The 21,784-nt window shown below is 66.7% G+C and carries 18 protein-coding genes and 1 tRNA gene; 10 read left to right on the top strand and 9 right to left on the bottom strand.

The genetic code is table 11. The annotated features are described in order from the left end of the window. Positions 1-99: 99 nt before the first annotated feature. The 8 genes from V6Z91_RS11630 to dkgB all read right to left on the bottom strand — a co-directional run bounded on the left by V6Z91_RS11630 (position 100) and on the right by dkgB (position 9,350). Complete coding sequence (locus tag V6Z91_RS11630) at positions 100-1,269, bottom strand: GGDEF domain-containing protein (RefSeq protein WP_338770527.1); 1,170 nt, start codon at positions 1,267-1,269, stop codon at positions 100-102. After that, positions 1,266-3,116: a M61 family metallopeptidase gene (locus V6Z91_RS11625; protein WP_338770525.1), complete on the bottom strand. Its 1,851-nt coding sequence runs from the start codon at positions 3,114-3,116 to the stop codon at positions 1,266-1,268. The genes V6Z91_RS11630 and V6Z91_RS11625 overlap by 4 nt, the downstream gene beginning before the upstream one ends. Next, positions 3,113-3,688, bottom strand: a complete 576-nt coding sequence (locus V6Z91_RS11620; protein WP_338770523.1) for a nucleotidyltransferase family protein — start codon at positions 3,686-3,688, stop codon at positions 3,113-3,115. The genes V6Z91_RS11625 and V6Z91_RS11620 overlap by 4 nt, the downstream gene beginning before the upstream one ends. Positions 3,689-3,691: 3 nt before the next feature. After that, positions 3,692-5,920, bottom strand: a complete 2,229-nt coding sequence (locus V6Z91_RS11615) for a xanthine dehydrogenase family protein molybdopterin-binding subunit (protein ID WP_338770521.1) — start codon at positions 5,918-5,920, stop codon at positions 3,692-3,694. An 11-nt stretch (positions 5,921-5,931) separates the two neighbouring features. Then, a complete protein-coding gene (locus V6Z91_RS11610) occupies positions 5,932-6,390 on the bottom strand; it encodes a (2Fe-2S)-binding protein (protein ID WP_338770520.1) in 459 nt (152 codons plus the stop codon). 103 nt (positions 6,391-6,493) lie between these two features. After that, the gene (locus V6Z91_RS11605) at positions 6,494-7,222 is read right to left on the bottom strand and encodes a DsbC family protein (protein ID WP_338770518.1); all 729 of its coding nucleotides are present in this window, start codon (positions 7,220-7,222) and stop codon (positions 6,494-6,496) included. 45 nt (positions 7,223-7,267) lie between these two features. Beyond that, positions 7,268-8,482: an FAD-dependent monooxygenase gene (locus V6Z91_RS11600; RefSeq protein WP_338770516.1), complete on the bottom strand. Its 1,215-nt coding sequence runs from the start codon at positions 8,480-8,482 to the stop codon at positions 7,268-7,270. 58 nt (positions 8,483-8,540) lie between these two features. Then, positions 8,541-9,350, bottom strand: coding sequence for a 2,5-didehydrogluconate reductase DkgB (gene dkgB / locus V6Z91_RS11595; protein ID WP_338770515.1), 810 nt, complete (start codon positions 9,348-9,350; stop codon positions 8,541-8,543). Between the two features lie 170 nt (positions 9,351-9,520). On the opposite strand from dkgB, the gene V6Z91_RS11590 reads away from it, so the two are divergent. From V6Z91_RS11590 to gdhA, 3 genes are all read left to right on the top strand, one after another. Beyond that, positions 9,521-9,596, top strand: a tRNA-Phe gene (locus V6Z91_RS11590). 222 nt (positions 9,597-9,818) lie between these two features. Further along, positions 9,819-11,402 carry a methyl-accepting chemotaxis protein gene (locus V6Z91_RS11585; protein ID WP_338770513.1) on the top strand — a complete coding sequence of 528 codons (1,584 nt, stop codon included), beginning with the start codon at positions 9,819-9,821 and terminating at the stop codon, positions 11,400-11,402. Between the two features lie 216 nt (positions 11,403-11,618). After that, positions 11,619-12,962, top strand: a complete 1,344-nt coding sequence (gdhA, locus tag V6Z91_RS11580) for an NADP-specific glutamate dehydrogenase (protein ID WP_338770512.1) — start codon at positions 11,619-11,621, stop codon at positions 12,960-12,962. A 43-nt stretch (positions 12,963-13,005) separates the two neighbouring features. Here gdhA and V6Z91_RS11575 read toward each other — a convergent pair whose 3' ends face one another. Continuing rightward, positions 13,006-13,440 carry a hypothetical protein gene (locus V6Z91_RS11575; RefSeq protein WP_338770511.1) on the bottom strand — a complete coding sequence of 145 codons (435 nt, stop codon included), beginning with the start codon at positions 13,438-13,440 and terminating at the stop codon, positions 13,006-13,008. A 383-nt stretch (positions 13,441-13,823) separates the two neighbouring features. On the opposite strand from V6Z91_RS11575, the gene V6Z91_RS11570 reads away from it, so the two are divergent. The 7 genes from V6Z91_RS11570 to V6Z91_RS11540 all read left to right on the top strand — a co-directional run bounded on the left by V6Z91_RS11570 (position 13,824) and on the right by V6Z91_RS11540 (position 21,756). After that, entirely contained in the window at positions 13,824-14,330 is a 507-nt protein-coding gene (locus tag V6Z91_RS11570) for a host attachment protein (RefSeq protein WP_338770510.1), read from the top strand. Positions 14,331-14,510: 180 nt separating this feature from the next. Further along, a complete protein-coding gene (modA, locus tag V6Z91_RS11565) occupies positions 14,511-15,245 on the top strand; it encodes a molybdate ABC transporter substrate-binding protein (protein WP_338770508.1) in 735 nt (244 codons plus the stop codon). 80 nt (positions 15,246-15,325) lie between these two features. Next, on the top strand, positions 15,326-15,679 hold the full coding sequence (locus V6Z91_RS11560) for a hypothetical protein (RefSeq protein WP_338770506.1): 354 nt from the start codon (positions 15,326-15,328) through the stop codon (positions 15,677-15,679). Between the two features lie 108 nt (positions 15,680-15,787). Beyond that, positions 15,788-16,999, top strand: a complete 1,212-nt coding sequence (locus V6Z91_RS11555) for a TolC family protein (protein ID WP_338770505.1) — start codon at positions 15,788-15,790, stop codon at positions 16,997-16,999. Next, the gene (locus tag V6Z91_RS11550; RefSeq protein WP_338770503.1) at positions 16,996-17,547 is read left to right on the top strand and encodes a hypothetical protein; all 552 of its coding nucleotides are present in this window, start codon (positions 16,996-16,998) and stop codon (positions 17,545-17,547) included. Before V6Z91_RS11555 ends, V6Z91_RS11550 begins: the two co-directional genes overlap by 4 nt. Continuing rightward, positions 17,544-18,656 carry an HlyD family efflux transporter periplasmic adaptor subunit gene (locus V6Z91_RS11545; protein ID WP_338770501.1) on the top strand — a complete coding sequence of 371 codons (1,113 nt, stop codon included), beginning with the start codon at positions 17,544-17,546 and terminating at the stop codon, positions 18,654-18,656. Before V6Z91_RS11550 ends, V6Z91_RS11545 begins: the two co-directional genes overlap by 4 nt. 4 nt (positions 18,657-18,660) lie before the next feature. Next, a complete protein-coding gene (locus tag V6Z91_RS11540; RefSeq protein ID WP_338770499.1) occupies positions 18,661-21,756 on the top strand; it encodes an efflux RND transporter permease subunit in 3,096 nt (1,031 codons plus the stop codon). Positions 21,757-21,784 lie beyond the last annotated feature (28 nt).

Here is a 21,784-nt window from a genome sequence, read left to right as displayed (position 1 = left end):
AGCAGAGGCGTCCGATGCCTCATGAGAAAACCGGTCGGTCCGCCGCAGCGACACCGATGCGCGACAGCTACCGGTTGAAGTAGGTGGCACGCAACTGAATCAAGCCGCAGCCTTCCACGTCTCGATCCGATCCCTGCCATTCTCCTTCGCCCGATACAGGGCTTCGTCCGCCCGGCTGACCAGCGCCTCGAGCGACTCTTCCGGGTCCGTCTGCACCGATACCCCGATACTGGCCGTGCACGACGGCAGTTCGCCGGTGCAGGCGTCGCGCAGCAGCCGCTGCACGCGTTGAGCAACGCCGATCGCACGTTTCAGGTCCGTGTCCGGCAGCAGCACGATGAATTCCTCGCCGCCGAAGCGGGCCAGCACGTCGGATTCGCGCAAGGCCGAGCCGATCATCTGCGCCACGCTGACCAGCACACGGTCGCCTTCCGCGTGACCGTATCGGTCGTTGATCTTCTTGAAGTAATCGAGGTCCACGGCCAGCAACGCGAGCGAGCGAGAACGCTGGCGCATGCGCGCCAGCCGGGCCACCTCGCGCGCGTAGGCGTCGCCGAAGCCGCGGCGATTCAGCACCCCGGTCAGCGGATCGCTGGCCGAGCGGCGCTCCAGGATCAGGCGCAGCCGTTCATAGGCCACCATCAGGAAACCCACGGCCAGCAACGCGGGTTCCAGCGCGGTGATCGCCAGGTAGAAGCCGGGGAACAAGCCGGGACGGGTCAGGTCCACCAGTGCCTCGCCGTGCGGCGTGAGCGCTATCGCGCCCCGCAAGGCAACCAGGACCAGGTCCACCGCGATCAGGGATCCGAAGAACCACGTTGCCAGCTTGCGCCGGCCATGCCGCAGCACGAGGAACAGCAGCGAGGCGTTGATGAGCGTGATGGGCAGCGCCATCCAGGCGACGCGCGCCGAATAATCCGGCACCACCAGCAGGAAGTACAGCATGCCCGCGAGCGCGAAGCCGCAGGCGCCGCCCAGCATGCGCCAGCCCGGCGCCACCCCGTAGAAGCGTTGCAGCCCGGTCACGCACAGGCCATTGCCAAGCACGAACAGCACATTGGCGATCGGCAGCACCAGCACATCGGGCAGCGTGCCGCGCAGCGCGAAACAGAAAGCGGCGAACACCTGCACGGCCAGCGCCGTGCCCCAGTGGCTGATACCGCGCAATTCGTCGGGAAAGCCGCGGCGGGCGCCGAACAGCACGGCACTCATGACGGCGCACATCAGCGCCGCCATCAGCACGACGCTGAACGGGTCCAGCAACTTCACCGCGGCATCGTCGGGCGTGCCACCGCGATCTTGCGTGCCGTGTCGATGGCCAGGCCGATGCCGGGTACGCGATCGCCCTGCAACTGAACCGTGAACGCCATCAGTTCGTCGCGCCGGAAGGCGTGTACCTGCACCGTGTCGCCGACGCGGTAGCGCGCCAGCAGCGCTTCCAGGTTGGACGGGTTGCCGGTGACGCGCAGGCCGTCGATCGCCACCAGCAGGTCGCCGGCGGAGAGGCCCGCACGGTGCGCGGCTCCGCCTTCATGGACGGCGGACAGTTTCGCATCGGTCCCTTCGCGGCCGATATTGGCATCGAGGCTGGGCTTGGCGCCCTTGCGCTCGTCCGTGTACTTCACGCCGAACGGTGCCAGCAGCTTCGCCAGCGGCACGTCTTCCGTGCCGCGGATGTATTTTTCGAAGTAGCTCTTCAGCCGCATGCCGCTGATCTCGTCGAACAGCGCTTCCACGTCGGCCGGGGTCACGCCGCGGCGGCCCGCCGGGTAGAAGTCGCGCCCGTAGCGCTGCCACAGCGCCAGCATGATGTCGTCCAGCGAACGCTTGCCACCGGTCTTGGCGCGGATCGTGAGATCCAGGCCCAGGCCGACCAGCGAACCCTTTGCGTAGTAGCTGACGATGGCGTTCGGTGCGTTTTCGTCCTGCCGGTAGTACTTGCTCCAGGCATCGAAGCTGGAATCGGCCACGCTCTGCTTCGTACGGCCGGCGCCGCGCAGCACGCTGCCCACCGTCTTGCCCAGCATCTTGAAGTACGTGGCTTCGTCGATCATGCCGGAGCGAACGAGGAACAGGTCGTCGTAATAGCTCGTGAAACCTTCGAAGAGCCACAGCAGCGGTGTGTAGTTTTCCACCTGCAGGTCGTAGGGCGCGAAGACGGCCGGCTTGATGCGCTTCACGTTCCAGGTGTGGAAGTACTCATGGCTGCACAGGCCGAGGAACCTGATATAGCCTTCGCTGCGTTCCTTGCCCTGGCTGGCCGTCGTCGGCAGATCGGCGCGGGCGCAGATCAGGGCGGTCGAGGCGCGGTGTTCCAGGCCGCCGTAGCCGTCGCCCACGGCGAGGGTCATGAACACGTAGCGGTCCATCGGCGAGCGCTTCGTCTTCGGCTCGAAAAAGGCGATCTGGGTTTCGCAGATGGCTTTCAGGTCGGTGCAAAGCCGTACGAGGTCCAGGTTCGGCACGCGGCCGGTAATCACCACGTCGTGCGGCACGCCGTGGGCGGTGAACGTGGCCAGCGCGAAGTCGCCCATTTCCACCGGGCTGTCGATCAGCTCGTCGTAGTCTGCCGCCACGTAGGTCCCGAAGCCGTAGCGCTTCGCCTTCAGCTCGGGCAGTGCCGTGGCCACGCGCCAGGTGCGCGCGGCTTCCTCGGCCGGGCGCTGGATATCGACCACATGGGGCACATCCTCCTGCCCCGCCACACGCAGGAACACGCTGGTGCCGTTGAAGAAACCGTGCGTCTGGTCCAGGTGCGCGGCGCGCACCGACAGGTCCCAGGCATACACGTCGTACTGCACGACGAGGGGGCCTTCCACTGCCGGCGCGCGCCACGAATGCTTGTCCAGCTTCGTCAGCGGTACCGGCGCACCATTCGACTCGGCGCGGATCTGCACGATGTTGCGGGCAAATTCGCGGATCATGTAGCTGCCCGGAATCCAGGCCGGCAGCGCCAGCACCTGGCCTTCGGCGGCGGGCTGCTGCACGGTCAGCGTTACCTGGAACAGGTGGGCCGCCAGGTCTTTCGGCACGATAGTGTAGGCCACAGCGGAGGCCACGGCGGGGGCCGCGGCGCGTGGGGGCTTGGTCTTCTTGGTCGACGTTTTGTTTTTCATTGCAGGTCGGGCGGCGTATCGATGTCGAGCAGGATGCCCGGGTCATCCACCGCCACTTCATTGACGATATTATCCCTTACGATGCCGCGCGCGCCGCGGTCTCCACTTAGCGCGAGCAGCTGCGGCAGGTGCCGGCGACCGAATGCCACCGGGTTGCCACGCTCGTTTTCATAAACCGGGACCGCGATATCGGCCCCCTCTTCCACGGCGCGCACCAGCGCGGCGATCGTGGTCGGCCGCACATGGGGCATGTCGCCCAGCGCCACGATCCAGCCCTGCGCTTCGGCCGCATGGCGCAGCGCATGGACGAGCGAGGCGGCCATGCCGCAGTCAGCCTCCGCGCAGACGGCGACTTCGCAGCCCAGTGCGGCCAGCCGCGCGGCGACGCCTTCCTCGCCCGGCCGCACAACCGCCACCACCCGCGGCACGGCGGCCAGCAGGTGCCGCGCACTGTGCACCACGACCGCCTCGCCATCGATCGGCTGGAGCAGCTTGTTGCGCTGCCCCAGCGGGTCGAAACGCCGGCCGCGGCCGGCAGCGAGAAGGATCCCGGTGATACGGGCGCGCTCCACCGCTTACGCCAGCTGCGGCGCGGCGGCCGAAGCGAGGTCGAACGGCAGCTTGCGCAGCCGCTTGCCCGTCAGCCGGAACACGGCGTTGGCGAACGCCGGCGCCAGCGGTGGCAGGCCCGGTTCGCCCATGCCGGTCGGCGGCTCGGTCGACGGCACGATGTGCACCTCGACCTGCGGCATATCCGGCATGCGCGCCACGGTGTAGTCGCTCAACTGGCCCTGTTCCACCATACCATTCTTCAAAGTGATGGCGGCGCCCGGCAGCGTGGTGCCAACGGCCATCAGCACGGCACCCTGGACCTGGGCTTCGATGGTGAGAGGGTTGACGGGCTGGTTGCAGTGCACGGCGGCCGTGACCCTGTGCAGCTTCGGCGTGCCATTCTCCACGGAAGCCGTGACGACATAGGCCACCACGGTGCCGAACGACTCATGCACGGCCACGCCGTAGGCCTGCCCTTCCGGCAGCTTGACCGTGTTATAGCCGGACTTGCCGACGGCGAGATCCAGCGCCAGGTGATGGCGCTTGTGCTTCGCCGGGATCAGCTTCTTGCGGTAAGCCACCGGATCGACGCCGGCCGCCGTCGCCGCCTCGTCGATCAGCGTCTCCATCACGAACGCCGTGTGCGTGGACCCGACCGAGCGCCACCACAGCACCGGCACATTGGCCTGCGCATTGTGCACGGAAAGATTCATCGGCACCTTGTACGGTTCGCCCATGCCCTCGACCATCGTGGCATCGACGCCATTCTTGACCATCATCGCCTCGAACGGCGAGCCGGTAACGATCGACTGGCCCACGATCACGTGATCCCAGCCCACGATATTGCCGTTGGCATCGAGGCCCAGTTCCGCGCGGTGCACGTGTGACGGCCGGTAGTAGCCGCCCTTGATATCGTCTTCGCGACTCCAGATCACCTTCACCGGGCCGGATTTGCCGGCCTTCGCATACGCCTTGGCCACATTGACCGCCTCGACGATGTAGTCCGACTTCGGCGTGGCGCGGCGGCCGAAGCCGCCGCCGGCCATCATCGTGTGCAGCGTGACCTGCTCCGGCTTGAGCCCCGCCGCCTTCGCGGCCGCGGCCTGGTCCATCGTCTGGAACTGGCTGCCGGCCCAGATCGTGCAGCCGTTGCTCTTCAGGTCGACCACGCAGTTCAGCGGTTCCATCGGGGCATGCGCCAGGTAGGGGAATTCGTATACGGCCGAGATCTTCTTCGGCGCCGTGGCCAGCTTCGAGGTGTCGCCCTGCTTCGCCACCGTGCCCGGCTTTGCCGCCAGCGCGCGGAAGGCGCTGAACTGCTCTTCCGTGCCGACCTTTTCCACGCCGCCGGTATCCCAGTCGATCGCCAGCGCATCGCGGCCCTGCTTGGCCTGCCAGTAGCCGTCGGCGATCACGGCCACGCCGGTACCGCCGCGGTCCACGTCCACCGGCAGCACGGCAACCACGCCCTTGATCTTCTTCGCATTGGCGGCTTCGAAGTGCTTCACCTTCGCGCCGAACACGGGCGGGCGCGCCACCACGGCCACCTTCGTGCCGGCCGGCTTGAAGTCCATGCCGAACTGCTGGCTGCCGTTCGACTTGGCGCGGGCATCCAGGCGCGGCATCGGCTTGCCGATGTAGCGGAATTTGTCGGCATTCTTCAACACCACGTGCTCGGGTACCGGCTGCTTCATCGCCGCCTCGGCCATCTGGCCATACGTCGCCTTCTTGCCGCCCGGCGCGGTCAAGACGCCCTTCGACGCCTTCACCTTGTTCGCCGGCACCTGCCACTGCTCGGCCGCGGCGGCGACCAGCATGGCGCGCGCCTTGGCGCCGATCTCGCGGTACTGCACCCAGGAGTGGGCCACCGAACCGGAACCGCCCGTGATCTGGATGCCGAACGCCGGGTCCTTGTAGGCCTCGCCGGCCGGCGCCAGCGCGCCGCGGATCTGCGACCAGTCGGCATCGAGTTCTTCGGCGATCAGCATCGGCAGCGCCGTGTGCACGCCCTGGCCGAATTCCAGGCGGTTCACCTGCACGGTGACCGTGTTGTCGGGCGCGATGCGCAGGAAAGCGTTGGGCTGCTGCGAAGGTTTCGGTTCGGCGGCGCGCGCCATGCGCCCGCCGCCCGTGATCGTGAAACTCAGCACCAGGCCGGCGCCGGCCGCCTTCATGAAGCCGCGGCGGGAGATACCTGTGTCTTCGGCGGCCGCTGCCGCCATGTCACCACCATCGAGCCATTCTTTGCGCATGGTTTTCTCCTTCAGGCCAGCGTCTTCGCCGCATCCTTGATGGCGAGGCGAATGCGTTGATAGGTGCCGCAGCGGCAGATATTGCCGGCCATTGCGCCATCGATGTCGGCGTCGCTCGGCTTCCTGTTCGTCTTCAGCAGCGCGGTCGCGCTCATCACCTGCCCGCTCTGGCAGTAGCCGCACTGCGGCACATCGTGCTTCACCCAGGCATCCTGCACGGCCTTGCCCACCTTGTCGTGCTCCATTGCCTCGATGGTGGTGATTTTCTGGCCCACGGCCGCCGAGATCGGCGTCACGCACGAGCGGATCGCCTGCCCGCCCAGGTGCACGGTGCAGGCGCCGCACAGCGCGGCGCCACAGCCGAATTTCGTGCCTGTCATGTTCAGGTTGTCGCGCAACGCCCACAGGATCGGCGTCGACGGATCGGCGTCGACCTGCGTGTCGCGCCCGTTGATGTTCAGGGTGACCATGGTTTTGCTCCTAGTTTGGCGGCTTGTAATGTAAAACGAACTACGAAACGAAAACGGCGCGCCTCGAGGCGCGCCGCGTCAATGCGGGTGCTGCAATATTACTTCACTTGATCGCGGCGAATTTCTCTTCCAATGCCGCGGCATCGATCGCGCCCGGAATGCGGCTGCCGTCGGCGAAGAAGATGGCCGGCGTGCCTTGCAGGCCCAGCTTGTTCCCCAGCGCCAGCACCTGATCGTTCGGCGCCGTGCAACCGGCCGGCGCGGCCGCCGGCACCTTCCCGGCCAGCATCCAGTCGTCCCACGCGCGGTTGCGGTCGGCCGCGCACCAGACATTGCGCGACTTGACCGTGGAATCGGGCGACAGGATGTTGTACATGAAGGTGTAGACGGTCACGTTGTCCACCTTGGCCAGCGTATCGCGGCGGAACTTCTTGCAGTAGCCGCAGTTCGGGTCCTCGAAGATCGCGATCACGCGCTTGCCGTTGCCCTTCACCGTCTTCAGCGCCAGTTCCAGCGGCAGCTCGGAGAACTTGATGCGGCTGATGTCGTCGATGCGCGCCTGCGTGACGTCTTCCCTGGTCTTGAGGTTGAAGACATGGCCGGCGAACAGGTAGGTGCCCGTCTTGTCCGTGTAGCGGATTTCATTGCCGATGCGGATTTCGTACAGCCCGCCGTACGGCGTGGCGCGAATGGAATCGATCTTGACGTTGTCGCCCAGCTTGGGCTCGACGTTCTTGCGGATGGTGGCTTCGACGCCGTCGTCGTCGTCGGCGCCCGCGCACGACATCAGCAACGCCGATGCCAGCACGAGGCCGGTCTTCATGAACTTCATAGACTCTCCGGTGGGACAGGCGCGGCGGTTGCCGCGCCGCGGTGATCAGTGCCGGCCCAGCGCGTGCGACATCAGCGAACGCTTGACGAATGGCAATTTATCCAGCAAGTTTAGCCCGAAATTGCGCACCGCGCGAACCGGTTCGAGATTGGCGCCGAACAAACGCTGCAAGCCGTCGGTGGTGGCTTGCATCAGCAGCACTTCTTCCTTGCGCGAGCGCGCGTAGCGGGCGAGCACCCGTTCGTCACCGATCGAGCGGTGTTCCTCGCGCTCGGTGACAGCGCGCACCAGGTCGCGCACGTCGCCGAAGCCCAGGTTCATGCCGTGTCCGGCCAGTGGATGCACCACGTGGGCCGCGTCGCCGATCAGCGCCACGCGCTGCGCCACGAGCGAATGCGGGCGCACCAGCGACAACGGGAAAGCCTTCACTGCTTCCGGCAGCAGCGGCGTCAGTTTCCCCAACTTGTCAGCGGCGAACTCGGCCAGCCGGTCGGCCAGCGCCTGCGCGCCTTCGCTGCACAGCTGGTCGGCCAGCATGTCCGGCGCCGACCACACGAGCGACACGCGGTTGCCCGGCAGCGGCAGCAGCGCCACGATGCCGCGGTCGCACGTGAACCACTGGAATGCCGCGCCATGGTGCGGCAACTCCGTCTCGAAATTGCTGACGATGCCCTTCTGGCCGTAAGGCTTGTAGTCGAGGCCGATGTCGCACTGGCCGCGCACCCACGACTGGGCGCCATCGGCGCCCACGACCAGCGACGCCTTCACTGCATTGCCGTCCTCGAGCAGAATGGTGGCGCCATCCTCGTTGCACTTGAGGCCCACCGCGCGGCCCGTCACGAAGTGCACGTTCTGCGCGAAGCGCAGCGCGGCATCGAGGGCGCCATTCAGGTTGCTGTCCTCGACGATCCACGCCAGCGTGTCGGTACGGGCGCCGTAGGCATCGAAATTCAGGTGGCCGGGCTGCTCGCCATCGCCCTTGACGACCATCGCGTCGACGGGGGCGATGCGTTGCTGGTCCATCGCGCCCCAGACCTTCAGGTTCGACAGCAGCTCATGCGCCGTATGGTTCAGCGCATAGACCCGCACGTCCCAGCTCGGTTCGAGACCTTCCGGCTTTGGCGCGGCCGGCGGGGCCAGCAGCGTGACACCTTGCCCGGCCTGGGCGAAAGCGAGGGCGGCCGCCTTGGCGATCGCGCCGTTGCCGACGATGCAGATGGCGGTCTGCGCGTGGTGCTTGGAGGAGGATGGCGTGTTCATGCTGCCATTATAACTTTCTCACGCGGCAAGGGCGCGCGAAGCAACCGCTCGCCCGGACTCAGTCCCACTCCGGCGCGATGCCCTCCGGGTTGGCAATCCGGTCGTTCGCTTCGAGCGTGGCGATGGCAGCCATGTCCTCGTCCGACAGCGTGATGCGCGCGGCGCCCAGGTTCGACCCGAGGTTCGCCCGCTTCGTCGACGACGGGATCACGGCATAACCCTGCTGCAGCGACCAGGCCAGGGCGATTTGCGCCGGGTTGGCGCCATGCCGTTCGGCGATGCCGGCGATCACCGGGTCCGTCATCACCTTGCCGTAGGCAAGCGGCATGTAGGCGGTAAGGTGGATGCCGTGTTCGCGGGCGAATGCGACGACGGCGCGGTTTTGCAGGAACGGGTGGATCTCGACCTGGTTGGTGGCGATTTCGGCCGCGCCCACCGCGTCGATCGCCTGCCGCATGTGGCGGATCGTGAAGTTCGAGATGCCGATCATGCGTGCCAGGCCAGCGCGCTTCGCCTCCAGCAGCGCCTGCATGTATTCGGCGACCGGCACCGCATCCTGCGGCGACGGCCAGTGGACCAGCGCGAGGTCCACCCGTTCCAGCCGCAGCTTGTCCAGGCTCGCCTCAAGGCTGGGGATCAGCTTGCCCGCTTCCAGGTTCGACGTCCAGACCTTGGTCGTTACGAACAGTTCCGTGCGCGGTACGCCGCTCTGGGCAATGGCCGTGCCCACATCGGCTTCGTTGCCGTAGATCTGCGCGGTGTCGATGTGTCGATAGCCCAGCTCCAGCCCGGCGCGCACGGAATCGATGACCACCTGCCCTTGCAGGCGGAACGTGCCGAGGCCGATGGCGGGGATCTTGTCTTGCATGGTGTTCTCCTTCAGTTCGATAGGCACAATGATGCCGGCTTTCTTTGTTGAGAAAAACCAGTAGCCCGGCAATTGATCCTTGATCCTGGCGCAAGGGTGGGGGAGCGGCTTGAAGATTTCCCGCAAAGTCTATTGCAACCCTGCATTGACCTGCTATAATGCGGCCTCTTGGCCTGGTAGCTCAGTTGGTAGAGCAGAGGACTGAAAATCCTTGTGTCGGTGGTTCGATTCCGCCCCGGGCCACCAAGAACAAAGAAAACGCCACCCTCGGGTGGCGTTTTTGTTTTCGTGCCGCATTTCTCGCGCTCGCCCACAGCGCAACATCCCTTCGAGAATCTTCACCGCCCCTCGGAGAGGCAGGCTGGCTGTCGCCCCGCCACGACAATACGTGTTAACCACCTGACCGCCGGCCCGGTCGGGCCACTATAATGTTGCGCTGCACAAACGAACAGTTCCCAACGGCACGAAATGAAACTTCTATCGAACATGCGGATCGGGCGTCGCCTTGCGCTCGGCTTTGCCCTTGTCCTCTTCCTCACGATCCTTTCCACCATCATCGGCGTCGTCAAGCTGAACGCCGTCGCGGATGCCGCCGAGCAGATGCTCGACGAGCCGGTCAGGAAAGAACGGCTGATCACGGACTGGAGCAGCAATATCGCCGTCGCGGTCATCCGTACGTCCGCCATCATCCGGAGCAGCGACACCTCCCTCAACGAATTCTTCGCGAAGCACACGAAGGACACCAACGAGAAGGCCGCGGTCTATATGAAGCAGGCCGAGCAGATGCTGACCACCCCCGAGGAAAAACAGGCCTTTGCCAGGATGATGGAAGTGCGCAGCGGCTACGTCAACGGGCGCAACGAGACGATCCGCCTCAAGAATGAAGGAAAGCTGGACGAGGCAAGGGCAGTGTACGAACGGGTATATGTTCCCGCTTCCGATGCCTACCAGGAAAGCATGGCCGCGCTGGTCAAGATCCAGCGCGACCGGATCGATACCCTCCGACACCAGATTCAGGACATCAAGACGGACAGCAGCCGCATGGTCCTGTTGCTGGGCGCGCTGTGCGTCGCCCTCGGCATTCTCTGCGCATGGTGGCTGACCCGGAGCATTACCCGTCCTGTTACCGCTGCCGTCGAGTTGGCGCGGCGCGTGGCTGCCGGCGACCTGACCTCGGCTCCGCAAGCCGGCTCGAAAGACGAGATTGGGGACTTGCAGAATGCGTTGAAGCACATGAACGATCAACTGCTCGGCATGGTGGGCGAGATTCGCGGCGGTTCCGATGCGATCGCCAGCGCATCGGCCGATATTGCAGCAGGCAATGCCGACCTCTCGAAGCGTACCGAAGAACAGGCCGGATCGCTCGAGGAAACCGCCTCCTCGATGGAAGAGCTTACCTCGACCGTTGCGCAGAACGCCGCGAATGCCCGCCAGGCCGCCACGCTGGCCACGTCTGCCAGCGAGGTGGCCAGCCGCGGTGGCGCCGTGGTGTCGCAAGTCGTCGAGACGATGGCATCGATCAACGATTCCTCCAGGAAGGTCGCCGACATCATCGCCGTCATCGACAGCATTGCTTTCCAGACCAATATCCTGGCGCTCAATGCCGCAGTCGAGGCGGCCCGGGCGGGCGAACAGGGCCGCGGCTTCGCCGTCGTGGCCACCGAAGTGCGCAGCCTTGCCCATCGTTCGGCGGCGGCGGCCAAGGAAATCAAGCTGCTGATCACCGACTCGGTATCGCGGGTCGACACCGGCGCGAAGCTGGTCGACCAGGCTGGCTCCACGATGAACGACATCGTCGACAGCGTGCGGCGTGTTGCCGACATCATCGGCGAGATCACCGCGGCGACCGAAGAGCAGACTGCCGGCATCGGACAGATCAATGGCGCGGTCGCCCAGATGGACAAGGTGACCCAGCAGAATGCTGCGCTGGTGGAGCAGGCGGCCGCCGCCTCGGAAGGCATGCAGCAGCAAGCGATCCACCTGACCGGCATCGTCAGCGTCTTCAAGCTCGATGCGGCGCGACAAGCAGCGCCGCGGCCAAGGCTGGCCTGACGCTTTCAAGCCATGACAAGACGCCCACTCGAGAGTGGGCGTTGTCGTTTCTGGCAATCATGATGAGGGTCGAGCAGCTTTTGCCCACTTTTATTCTGCCTCACCGCCTATTACCGAAGTATCTTTATTTGTTACTATCCCAAGGCGATGCACGATTTTGGTGCATGACATTCGCCGTCTCTCACGCAGCGACGCCTTTCGTTCTTTGGGATATCTATGAAATACGCCTCCGTACACCAGTTCTTGCAGCACGTTGCCGACCGCAATCCCGGCCAGCCTGAATTCCTGCAGGCCGTTACCGAAGTGATGGAAAGCCTGTGGCCCTTCATCGAACAACATCCGAAATACGCCGAGCAGGGTTTGCTGGATCGCCTGGTCGAGCCCGAGCGCGTGGTGATGTTCCGCGTTTCGTGGGTTGACGACCACGGCCAGGTGCAGGTCAACCGCGGCTACCGCATCCAGCACAGCATGGCCATCGGCCCGTACAAGGGCGGCTTGCGTTTCCATCCTTCCGTGAACCTTTCCGTGCTGAAATTCCTCGCATTCGAGCAGACGTTCAAGAACGCGCTGACGACACTGCCGATGGGCGGTGGCAAGGGCGGCTCCGACTTCGATCCGAAAGGCAAGAGCCAGGGCGAGATCATGCGCTTCTGCCAAGCGTTCGTGAGCGAACTATTCCGTCACGTGGGTGCCGATACCGATGTGCCCGCCGGTGACATTGGCGTGGGCGGCCGCGAAGTGGGCTACATGGCCGGCATGATGAAAAAGCTCAGCAATCGCGCCGATTGCGTATTCACGGGCAAGGGCTTGAGCTTCGGCGGTTCGCTGATCCGCCCCGAGGCCACCGGCTACGGCACCGTGTATTTCGCCGATGAGATGCTCAAGACGCGCGGCCGTTCGTTCGAAGGCTTGCGCGTCAGCGTGTCTGGCTCCGGCAATGTGGCCCAATACGCGGTCGAGAAAGCGATGGCGCTGGGTGCCCGCGTCATCACGGTGTCGGACTCCAGCGGTACAGTGATCGACATGGATGGCTTCACGCCGGAGAAGCTGGCCATCCTGATGGAGGTGAAAAACCACCACTATGGCCGCGTCAGCGATTACGCCGAGCGCACGGGCAGCCGCTTCGAAGCCGGCGTGCGCCCATGGCACCTCCCCGTCGACGTGGCCCTGCCCTGCGCAACGCAGAACGAGCTGGATGCGAACGATGCCGCCACCCTGATCAGGAACGGCGTACTGTGCGTGGCCGAGGGTGCCAACATGCCGTCCACCATCGAGGCGGCCAAGGCGTTCGAGGCGGCCGGCGTGCTGTACGCGCCCGGCAAGGCCAGCAATGCGGGCGGCGTGGCCACGTCGGGCCTGGAGATGAGCCAGAATGCCGAGCGCATGAGCTGGCCGCGCGAGGAAGTCGATGCCCGCCTGCTGCAGATCATGCAGGGCATCCATGCCGCCTGCCTGAAATACGGCAAGCGGCCGGATGGCAGCGTCAGCTACGTGGACGGGGCGAATATCGCCGGCTTCGTGAAAGTGGCCGATGCGATGCTGGCGCAGGGTGTGATCTGACGGAAGCGCGAAACGAACGCCACCTTCGGGTGGCGTTTTCTTTTCAGGTCTGTTTGCCGCCCCCGGCCAGCGAGGTGCCATGGCCGGACGAGGTCCCCGTGCCGGTACGGGTATCGTCGGCCGTCGCCGCCTCGCCCAGGCCCGTGCCGCCCGCAACGGATGCGTCGGCTGCCGGGCGCATCTGGTCGGCCGACATCGTGCCGCCGCCCGGCGTGCCCGGCGTGCCGGTCGCGTCGACGTCCGAACCGCGCAGCCCTTCGCCGCCGGGGCCGGAATTGCCCGACTGCTTTGCCGCCGCGGATGCATCGGTGCCGCCGGCCGCCCCCACGGCCTGCGCGCCGGGCTGGGCCGGCGTGCCCCCCGGCTCAACCGGCCGGGCCCCCTGCTCGGCCAGCGTGTCCTGGTTCGTCGCCGGGTGAGACTGGGTGCCGGATACGCCGCCGGACTGGTTCTGCACGCCCTTCTGTTCGTTTGCCATCACGTCCTCCTGTTGATCTTGAATCGACCCATTGTGCGCAACTCGCGCGCCGGCGCGCGCACGGCAGGCGCGGTCACGCCGGGAAGTTCGCAGGCTCGGCTGTTCGGCGGCGCATGTTCGGGGGCGCATGTTCGGCGGCGCTGTTCGGCGGCGCATGTTCGGCGGCGCATGTTCGGCGGCGCATGCGCCGCCCCCCCGCCGCGTTGGTGCGCCGGGGTTCCGGCACCGGGGCTATACTGGGTTCGCCATGACCGGCATGCGGATGGCGGCCGGCGTTCCTGGCCCGCGCGGCGGGCATGCGGACTTCATGGCATTGCGCCTGTTTCCGGCGGCTGCGTCGGCGCGGAAACTCCCATTCACGATCACAGACTGACAGGGATAGCATGAAACCAACCTGGATTATCACGGCCAATGCTGGCCGGGCGCGATTCTTCGAAGAATCCGCCCTGACCGAACCTCTGCAAGAAATCGAAGACATGGTCAATGCCGGTGCCCGGCAAAGCATCTCCGACCTCGTGACGGACCAGATCGGTCCCACGGCCGCTGCCGGCAGCGGCCACAATATCGGCGGCACCCAGGGTGTCGGCCTTTCCCACAATGCCAATGTCGGCGCGCCGAACAAGGCTTACCAGCCGGCCGTCACTCCGGTCGAGGCTGAAGCCGTCAAATTCGCCAAGGATATTTCAGCCTACCTGACGAAGGCGCACCAGGAAGGACGCTTTGGCCAGTTGGTCATTTCCGCGTCGCCCCAGTTCCTCGGCACCTTGCGCTCCGTTATCGATCCGCAGTTGAAGGACGTGATTAAGACCGAGTTCAACAAGGACTACACGCACTTCAACGGCCCGCAACTGCGCGAGCAGCTGCAGGCGCTGAAGGACAAGCAGGAATAAGCCGACCTGCTTCCACCGGGCCGCCCGTGCGCCGGGCGTGCCCTGCATTTGTCCTTCCGGTTGCCTCGGCGGCAGCCGAAGCGTTATATGTTCCTTCCCATACTGCCTGGAAGCAATCCCCGCCACAAGCGTTCTCATTGCGCTATATACTCATGTATATAACGTTTATCGGGACACTCCATGCACAAGAAATTCCTTGCCGCGGCGCTCCTGGCGGCATTGCCCATACTGGCCAGCGGGGCAGACATCACCGTTTCCGCGGCCGCCAGCCTCACCAATGCGTTCAAGGAACTGGCCCAGTCGTTCGAAGCGGCTCACAAGGGCGACAAGGTATTGCTGAACTTCGCCGCCTCCGATTCCCTCGTGCAGCAGATCGCCAAGGGCGCGCCGGTCGACGTGTTTGCTTCCGCCGACCAGGAAGCCATGGACAAGGCCGAGAGACTGAAGCTGCTGGCGCCGGGCACGCGGCGTGACTTCGCGAGCAACACCGTGGTGCTGGTCGTGCCGGCCGCAAGCAGGATCGCCTCGCTGGCCGACCTGGCCAATGCCCAGCGGCTGACGACCGGCAACCCGGCCAGCGTGCCGATCGGCCGCTACACGCAGGAAGCGTTGACGAAAGCGGGCCTGTGGGCCGGCTTGCAGGGCAAGTTCGTATTCGGCACCTCGGTGCGCCAGAGCCTCGACTACGTGGCGCGCGGCGAAGCCGACGCCGGCTTCGTCTACGCGACCGACGTGCAGGCCCAGAAGGACAAAGTGAAGGCCGTTGCCACCGTTCCCACCGCCACGCCCGTGCGCTACCCCATCGCCGTGATCGCCAACGCCCCGCAACCGAAGCTGGCGCGCCGGTTCGCCGACTATGCCGCGTCCAGCACCGGCCAGGCGATCCTGGTAAAGCATGGCTTCGGCAAGCCCTGAGCGATCCCCTGCCGTACGCATGGTTGTTCGCTGCCGTTTTCGAAGGCACTGCTATAATCGGCGGCTTCAAGGACCCCGCCGTGCGCCACCTGCTCTGTATCCTGTTAATGCTGTGCCTGCCGCTGCAAAGCTTCGCGCTGCAGTGGGAACACGTGCTGGCCGGCGACATGACGCTGGCGCACGAGATCGAGCACGACGAGCAAGTGTCCCACCATCACGAGGACGACGGCTCGGTGCATTACGACCACTCCGACGAGTCGCAAAACCACCTCCAGGATCACACCTGCTCGCCGCAGCCGGCCGCCTTCGCGCCGCCGGCGCAAGCGCTGCTGCCGGCCCGGCTGATCTCGATCGTGCGGCCGGACGGCCCGGCGCCGATGCCGGATCCCTTGCTGGACTGCCCACACCGCCCGCCTGCATCCCCCCTCGGCTGAGCTGCCGGGGGAACCACCGCACACGATCCCACACCGATCCTTCCGGCGCGGCTTGACCGCGCCCGTGCGTGCGCCCTCGGCGATGACCCACATCACCGAAGGAAGATCATGCGTTTTTCACGCCTGCCCATCTATCTGGCGGCGGCCGCCTGCTTGCTGCCGCCGGCATCGAGCGCACAGGAGGCGCCCACCCTGGCCGCGCTGGTCGAAGCCGCGTGGCAGCGCTCACCCGTGGCGCACACGCTGGCGGCGCGCCGCGAAGAAACGGCCGCCGCGCGCGACGTTGCCGCGTCCTGGCTGGCCGCCGCGCCCACCCTCGGCATTTCGGACCGCTCCGACCGCTGGACCGATCAGCGCAAGCAGCGGGAAACCGAGCTGTCGCTATCCGCGCCGATCGTGCTGCCCGGCCAGCATGGCGCGCGCCGTCAACTGGCCACGCGTGCCGGCGAAGAGCTCGACGCCCAGCTGGCACAGGCCCGCCTCGCCATCGCCGGCGAGGTGCGTACCCGGCTGTGGGAAGCGGCCGCCGCGCGCGAAGTACTCGCCGAGAAGAGCGACCACCTGCACCACCTGGAAGAACTGGCCGCCGACGTCGACCGGCGCGTGAAGGCGGGCGACCTCGCCCGCAGCGACAGCCTCCTGGCCCGGCAGGAAGTGCTGGCGGCCACGGCGGACGTCGCGCTGGCACGCGGCCGGGCCGGCGAAGCACTCGCGCGTTTACGCCTGCTTACCGGCACCGCCGCGCTGCCCGACGTCGAACCCGAACCGTTGCCGCCCGAGAGCGGCAGCGCCGACCACGTGCGGCTACGCGCGGCGCAGGCGGCCGAAACGCGTGCGCGTGCCGCGGTCGATCTTGCGTCGGCCAGCCGACAGGCCCCGCCAACCGTCGCGTTGTCGATGCGGCGCGAGCGCGAAGGCGGCATGCCCGGCGCGGACCGCAGCATCGGCATCGCCTTGCAGATCCCGCTGTCCGGCAAGCTGCGCAATCGCCCGGCCGAAGCGCTGGCAGGCACGCAACTGGCCACGGCAGCCGCCGAGCGCGCACAAACGCAGGCGGCTGTCGATATGGATCTTGCGCTGGCGCGCGACCAGCTCGCCAATGCCCGTGCCGGGCTGGAGGCCGTCACGTCGCGTGCCGCCGTGCTGCGCGAGCACACCGCGCTGTTCGAGCACGCCTTCCGCCAGGGCGAAAAGCCGCTGGCCGACCTGCTGCGTTCGCGCGCCCTGACCCACGAAGCCGAAGTGGCAGTCCGCCAGCAGCGTATCGCGCTGGCGCTTGCCCACGCTCACATGAATCAAGCCTCTGGAATCCTGCCATGAAACCCCTCATTCCTCTGCTGCTCGCGCTGGCCGTAGCCATGCCGTCGCAGGCATCACCCGGCGCCCACGGGCCCAACGGCGAACACCTCGACGGCCCGGCCGCCACTGCAACGTCGGGCAGCGTGCCGCGTGTCGAAACGTCCAGCGAACTGTTCGAACTGGTCGGTCACCTGTCCGGTGGCGAGCTGTCGATCATGGTCGATCGTTACGAGACCAATGAACCCGTCCTTGGCGGAACGCTCGAGGTGGAATACAAGCACCTCAAGGCGCGCGCCAGATTCCATGCCGATCTCGGCGACTACGCCATCGACGACGAGAAGTTCCTGCGGGCCTTGTCCACGCCGGGCAAGCACGCGCTGCTCTTCACGTTCACGGCAAACGGCGAAAGCGACCTGCTCGAAGGCTCGCTCGACGTGCCGGCCGCCGTGGCCCACGATCACGGCCACGACCGGCGCTGGTGGTGGCTCGGCGCACTGCCGGCGATCGGCATCCCGGCAGCGCTGCTGCTCCGCGCACGCCGCCGTTCCACGCGCGAGGTGCGGGCATGATCCGGTCGAACACCATCGCCATCGCCCTGGGCTTGCTCGTTCTGCACGCCGTCCACGCCTCGCCGGGCGCCCACGGCCCGAACGGCGAGCACCTGGACGGCCAGGTGACGACGTCGGCCAGCGGCCTGGCCCGGCTGCCGGACGGCAGCGTCAACGTGCCCAAGCTCGCCCAGCGCCGCATGGCGATCCGCACCATCAAGGCCGCGGAAGGCGAGCACCCGCAAACGGTCGAACTGAACGGCCGGGTCGCCATCGACCCGAACGCCGGCGGCCGCGTGCAGGCGCCGTTCCCCGGCCGCATCGCGCCGGGTCCGCAAGGGTTGCCGACGGCTGGCCAGGCCGTGCACAAGGGCCAAGTCCTCGCCAGGCTGATGCCGGTGGCGAGCGCGATCGAGCGCGGCAACCAGGAAGCCACGCTGGCCGACCTGCGCGCGACCCGCGTGGCCGCCGAGCGCCGCGTCAACCGCCTGGAATCGCTGGAAGGCACCGTTCCTGCCAAGGAGATCGAGGCCGCGCGTGCCGAGCTGGCGAGTATCGTCGGGCGGGAGAAGGCGGTGGCCCGCTCCGTGCGCGGCTTTGAAACCATCGTGTCGCCGGCGAATGGGGTGATCGCCAGCGCGCAGGTGCTGGCGGGCCAGATCGTGGAGGCGCGCGACGTGCTCTTCGAGGTGGTCGATCCGGCCCGCGCCCTGGTCGAGGCGACCACGCCCGATGTCGCGCTCGCGTCGCGGATCGCCACGGCCACACTGCCCGCGGCGCCCGATGCCAAGTTGACCTTGATCGGCGCCGGGCGCAGCCTGCGCGACGGTGCACTGCCCATCAGCTTCCGCGCCAGCGGCGCGGCGCTGCCCCTGGCAGTGGGGCAGCCGGTATCGGTGTTGGCCAGGTTGAACACGACCGTGAAGGGGATCGTGCTGCCGGCGCAAGCCCTGGTGCGCAATCCGGCGAACGAAACGGTGGTGTGGATCAAGTCGGGCGCCATGCGCTTCATCGCCCAGCCGGTGGAAGCCCGGCCGCTCGATGCGCACACGATCGTCGTCACGCGCGGTCTCTCCCCGGAAAACCGCGTGGTGGTGTCCGGTGCGGCGTTGATCAACCAGATCCGGTAACGCCATGTTCAACGCAATCGTCCGCTTCAGCCTGCACAACCGGCTGCTGGTCCTGGCCGCCGCCGTGCTGCTGATGGTATATGGCGCCCTCACGGCGCAGCGCACGCCGGTCGACGTGTTCCCCGACCTGAACAAGCCGATCGTCACGGTGCTCACCGAGGCCGGCGGCATGGCGCCGGAAGAGGTGGAGCAACTGGTGTCGTTCCCGCTGGAGACCAGCTTGAACGGCATGCCCGGCGTGACGCGCGTGCGTTCCGTGTCCGGCGTCGGCCTGTCCATCGTGTACGCCGAATTCGACTGGGGTACCGACGTGTACCGCAACCGGCAGCTGGTGTCCGAGCGGCTGTCGCTGGTGCGCGGGCAATTGCCCGCTGGCGTGAATCCGGTGATGGGGCCGGTGTCGTCGATCATGGGCGAGATCATGCTGATCGCGCTCCCGATCGATCTCGCCAGGACCGACCCGATGAAGGCGCGCGAATATGCCGACTTCGTGCTGCGGCCGCGCCTGTTGTCCATTCCGGGCGTATCGCAAGTGATCCCGATCGGCGGCGATGTACGGCAACTGCGCATCGAACCCGATACGGCGCGCATGGCGCAGTATGGCATCACGCTGGGCCAGGTGACCGCGGCGCTGCGGGGTTTTGCGTCCAATACCAGCGGCGGGTTCATCGACTTGAACAGCCGCGAATACCTGATCCGCAACCTGGGCCGCACCACGCGGCTCGAAGATGCGCGAGGCTTGCCGGTGGCGTACCGCAATGGCACGCCGGTACTGCTGGAACAGGTTGCGCAAGTGCGTTACGCGGCCGCGTTCAAACGCGGCGATGCCGGCATGAACGGCCGCCCTGCCGTGATCCTCAGCGTGCAGAAGCAGCCGGCAGGCGACACCGTGCAACTCACGCGCCAGATCGAGACCGCGCTGGCCGAGTTGCGGCAAGGCTTGCCCGCCGGGCTGGCCGCGCCCGTCGTGCTGTTCCGGCAGGCCGACTTCATCGAGCATTCGATCGGCAACGTGGTCGAGGCGCTGCGCGACGGCGCGATCCTCGTCGCGGTCGTGCTGTTCGCCTTCCTGCTGAGCGCGCGCAGCACGGTGATCTCGCTGGTGGCCATTCCGCTGTCGCTGGCCGTCACCGCGCTGGCGTTTCACTTGCTGGGCCAGTCGATCAACGTGATGACCCTGGGCGGCCTGGCGATCGCGATCGGCGAGCTGGTGGACGATGCGGTCGTCGACGTGGAAAACATCCTGCGCCGGTTGCGGCAGCGGCCCGAGGGCACGACCGTGCTCGAGACGATCTGGCATGCATCGGTCGAAGTCCGCTCCGGCATCGTCTACGCGACGGTGATCGTGGTGCTGGTTTTCGTGCCGCTGTTCGCCCTGCCCGGCATCGAGGGCCGGCTGTTCGCGCCGCTGGGCATCGCCTACATCACGTCGATCCTGGCCTCGATGCTGGTGTCGATGACGGTAACGCCGGTGCTGTCGATGATCCTGCTGCCGCGCATGAAGCGCCTGCGGCACGGCGACAGCCCGCTGGTGCGCTGGCTCAAGCGGCACGACGAGCGGCTGCTGAACTGGTCGCTGCCGCGCGCGCGTGGGGTGCTGGCCATTGCCGTGATCGCGGTCGTTGCCGCGGCAGCTTCGGTGCCGCTCTTCCCTCGCGCGTTCCTGCCGGCGTTCAACGAAGGCTCCCTGGTGATGGGCATGACGTTCACGCCGGGCACGTCGCTCGCGGAGGCCAACCGCATGGGCGCGCTCGCCGAGACATTGATCGGGCAGGTGCCGGAAGTCATCAAGGTCGGCCGCCGCACGGGCCGTGCCGAACTCGACGAGCATGCCGAGGGCGTGCACTCGTCCGAAATCGACGTGGACCTGAAACCGTCGGAGCGCTCGCGGGAGGAAGTGATGGCGGCGATCCGCGCGCAACTGTCCGTCATTCCCGCATCGGTGGCCATCGGCCAGCCGATTTCTCACCGGCTCGATCACTTGCTGTCGGGCGTGCGCGCGCAGATCGCCCTGAAGATCTATGGCGACGACATCGACACGCTGCGCGGACTCGCCGATACGCTGCACACCCGACTGGCAACGGTGCCGGGGCTGGTCGACCTGTCGGTGGAGCGGCAGGTGCTGATTCCGCAGATCAAGGTGCGCGTGGACTACCGGAAGGCGGCGCAGGCCGGCCTGGCGGCGGGCCAGGTGCTGTCCGCGATCGAGGCGATGTCCGAGGGAACCAAGGTGACGCAGGTCATCGACGGCGCCCGCCGCTACGACCTCGTGATGCGGCTGGCCGATGCGCAGCGCACGCCGCAGGACCTGGAGCGGCTGATGCTGGATACGCCGGCAGGCCGGCTGCCGCTGGCGTCGATCGCCACCGTCGAGGAAAGCGACGGCCCGAACCAGATCGGCCGGGAAAATGGCCGGCGCCGCATCGTGGTGTACGCGAACACCGATGGGTCGAGCATGTCGCGCATCATCGGCGACGTGCGCGGCGCGGTGGCGGCATCGCAGCTGCCGGGCGGGTACTTCGTCAGCATCGAGGGCCAGTTCCAGGCACAGGAGCAGGCGCAAAGGCTGATTGCCGGCCTGTCGCTCGCGTCGCTGGTGCTGATCTTCCTCGTGCTGTACTCGCGCTACCGCTCGGCCGTGCTGGCCGGCGTGATCATGGCGAATATCCCGTTTGCCCTGGTTGGCAGCGTGCTCGCCATGTGGCTGGCCGGCGTGTCGCTGTCGGTCGCATCGATGGTGGGTTTCATTACGCTGGCCGGCATCGCCACGCGCAACGGCATCCTGAAGATCAGCCACTACATCAATCTGTGCAAATTCGAGGGCGAATCGTTTGGCTGGCCGATGATCGTGCGCGGCTCGCTGGAGCGGCTGACACCGGTGCTGATGACCGCACTCGTGGCCGCGTTCGCGCTGGTGCCGCTGCTGCTGGCGGCCGACGCCCCCGGCAAGGAAATCCTTCATCCGGTGGCGGTCGTCATCTTCGGTGGCCTGGTCAGCTCGACCCTGCTCGATTCGCTGTTGACGCCGCTGATCTTCTGGCGGGTCGGGCGCAAGCCCCTCGAAGCCGTGCTGGCGCGCAGCGGAGAGGAAAGTTATTGAATGGGCTAGCGGCGGCGCCCGGATGCCG

This window comes from Massilia sp. METH4 (assembly GCF_037094685.1).
Classification (GTDB): Bacteria; Pseudomonadota; Gammaproteobacteria; order Burkholderiales; family Burkholderiaceae_D; genus Rugamonas.
This window is presented reverse-complemented; position numbering and strand designations above follow the sequence as displayed.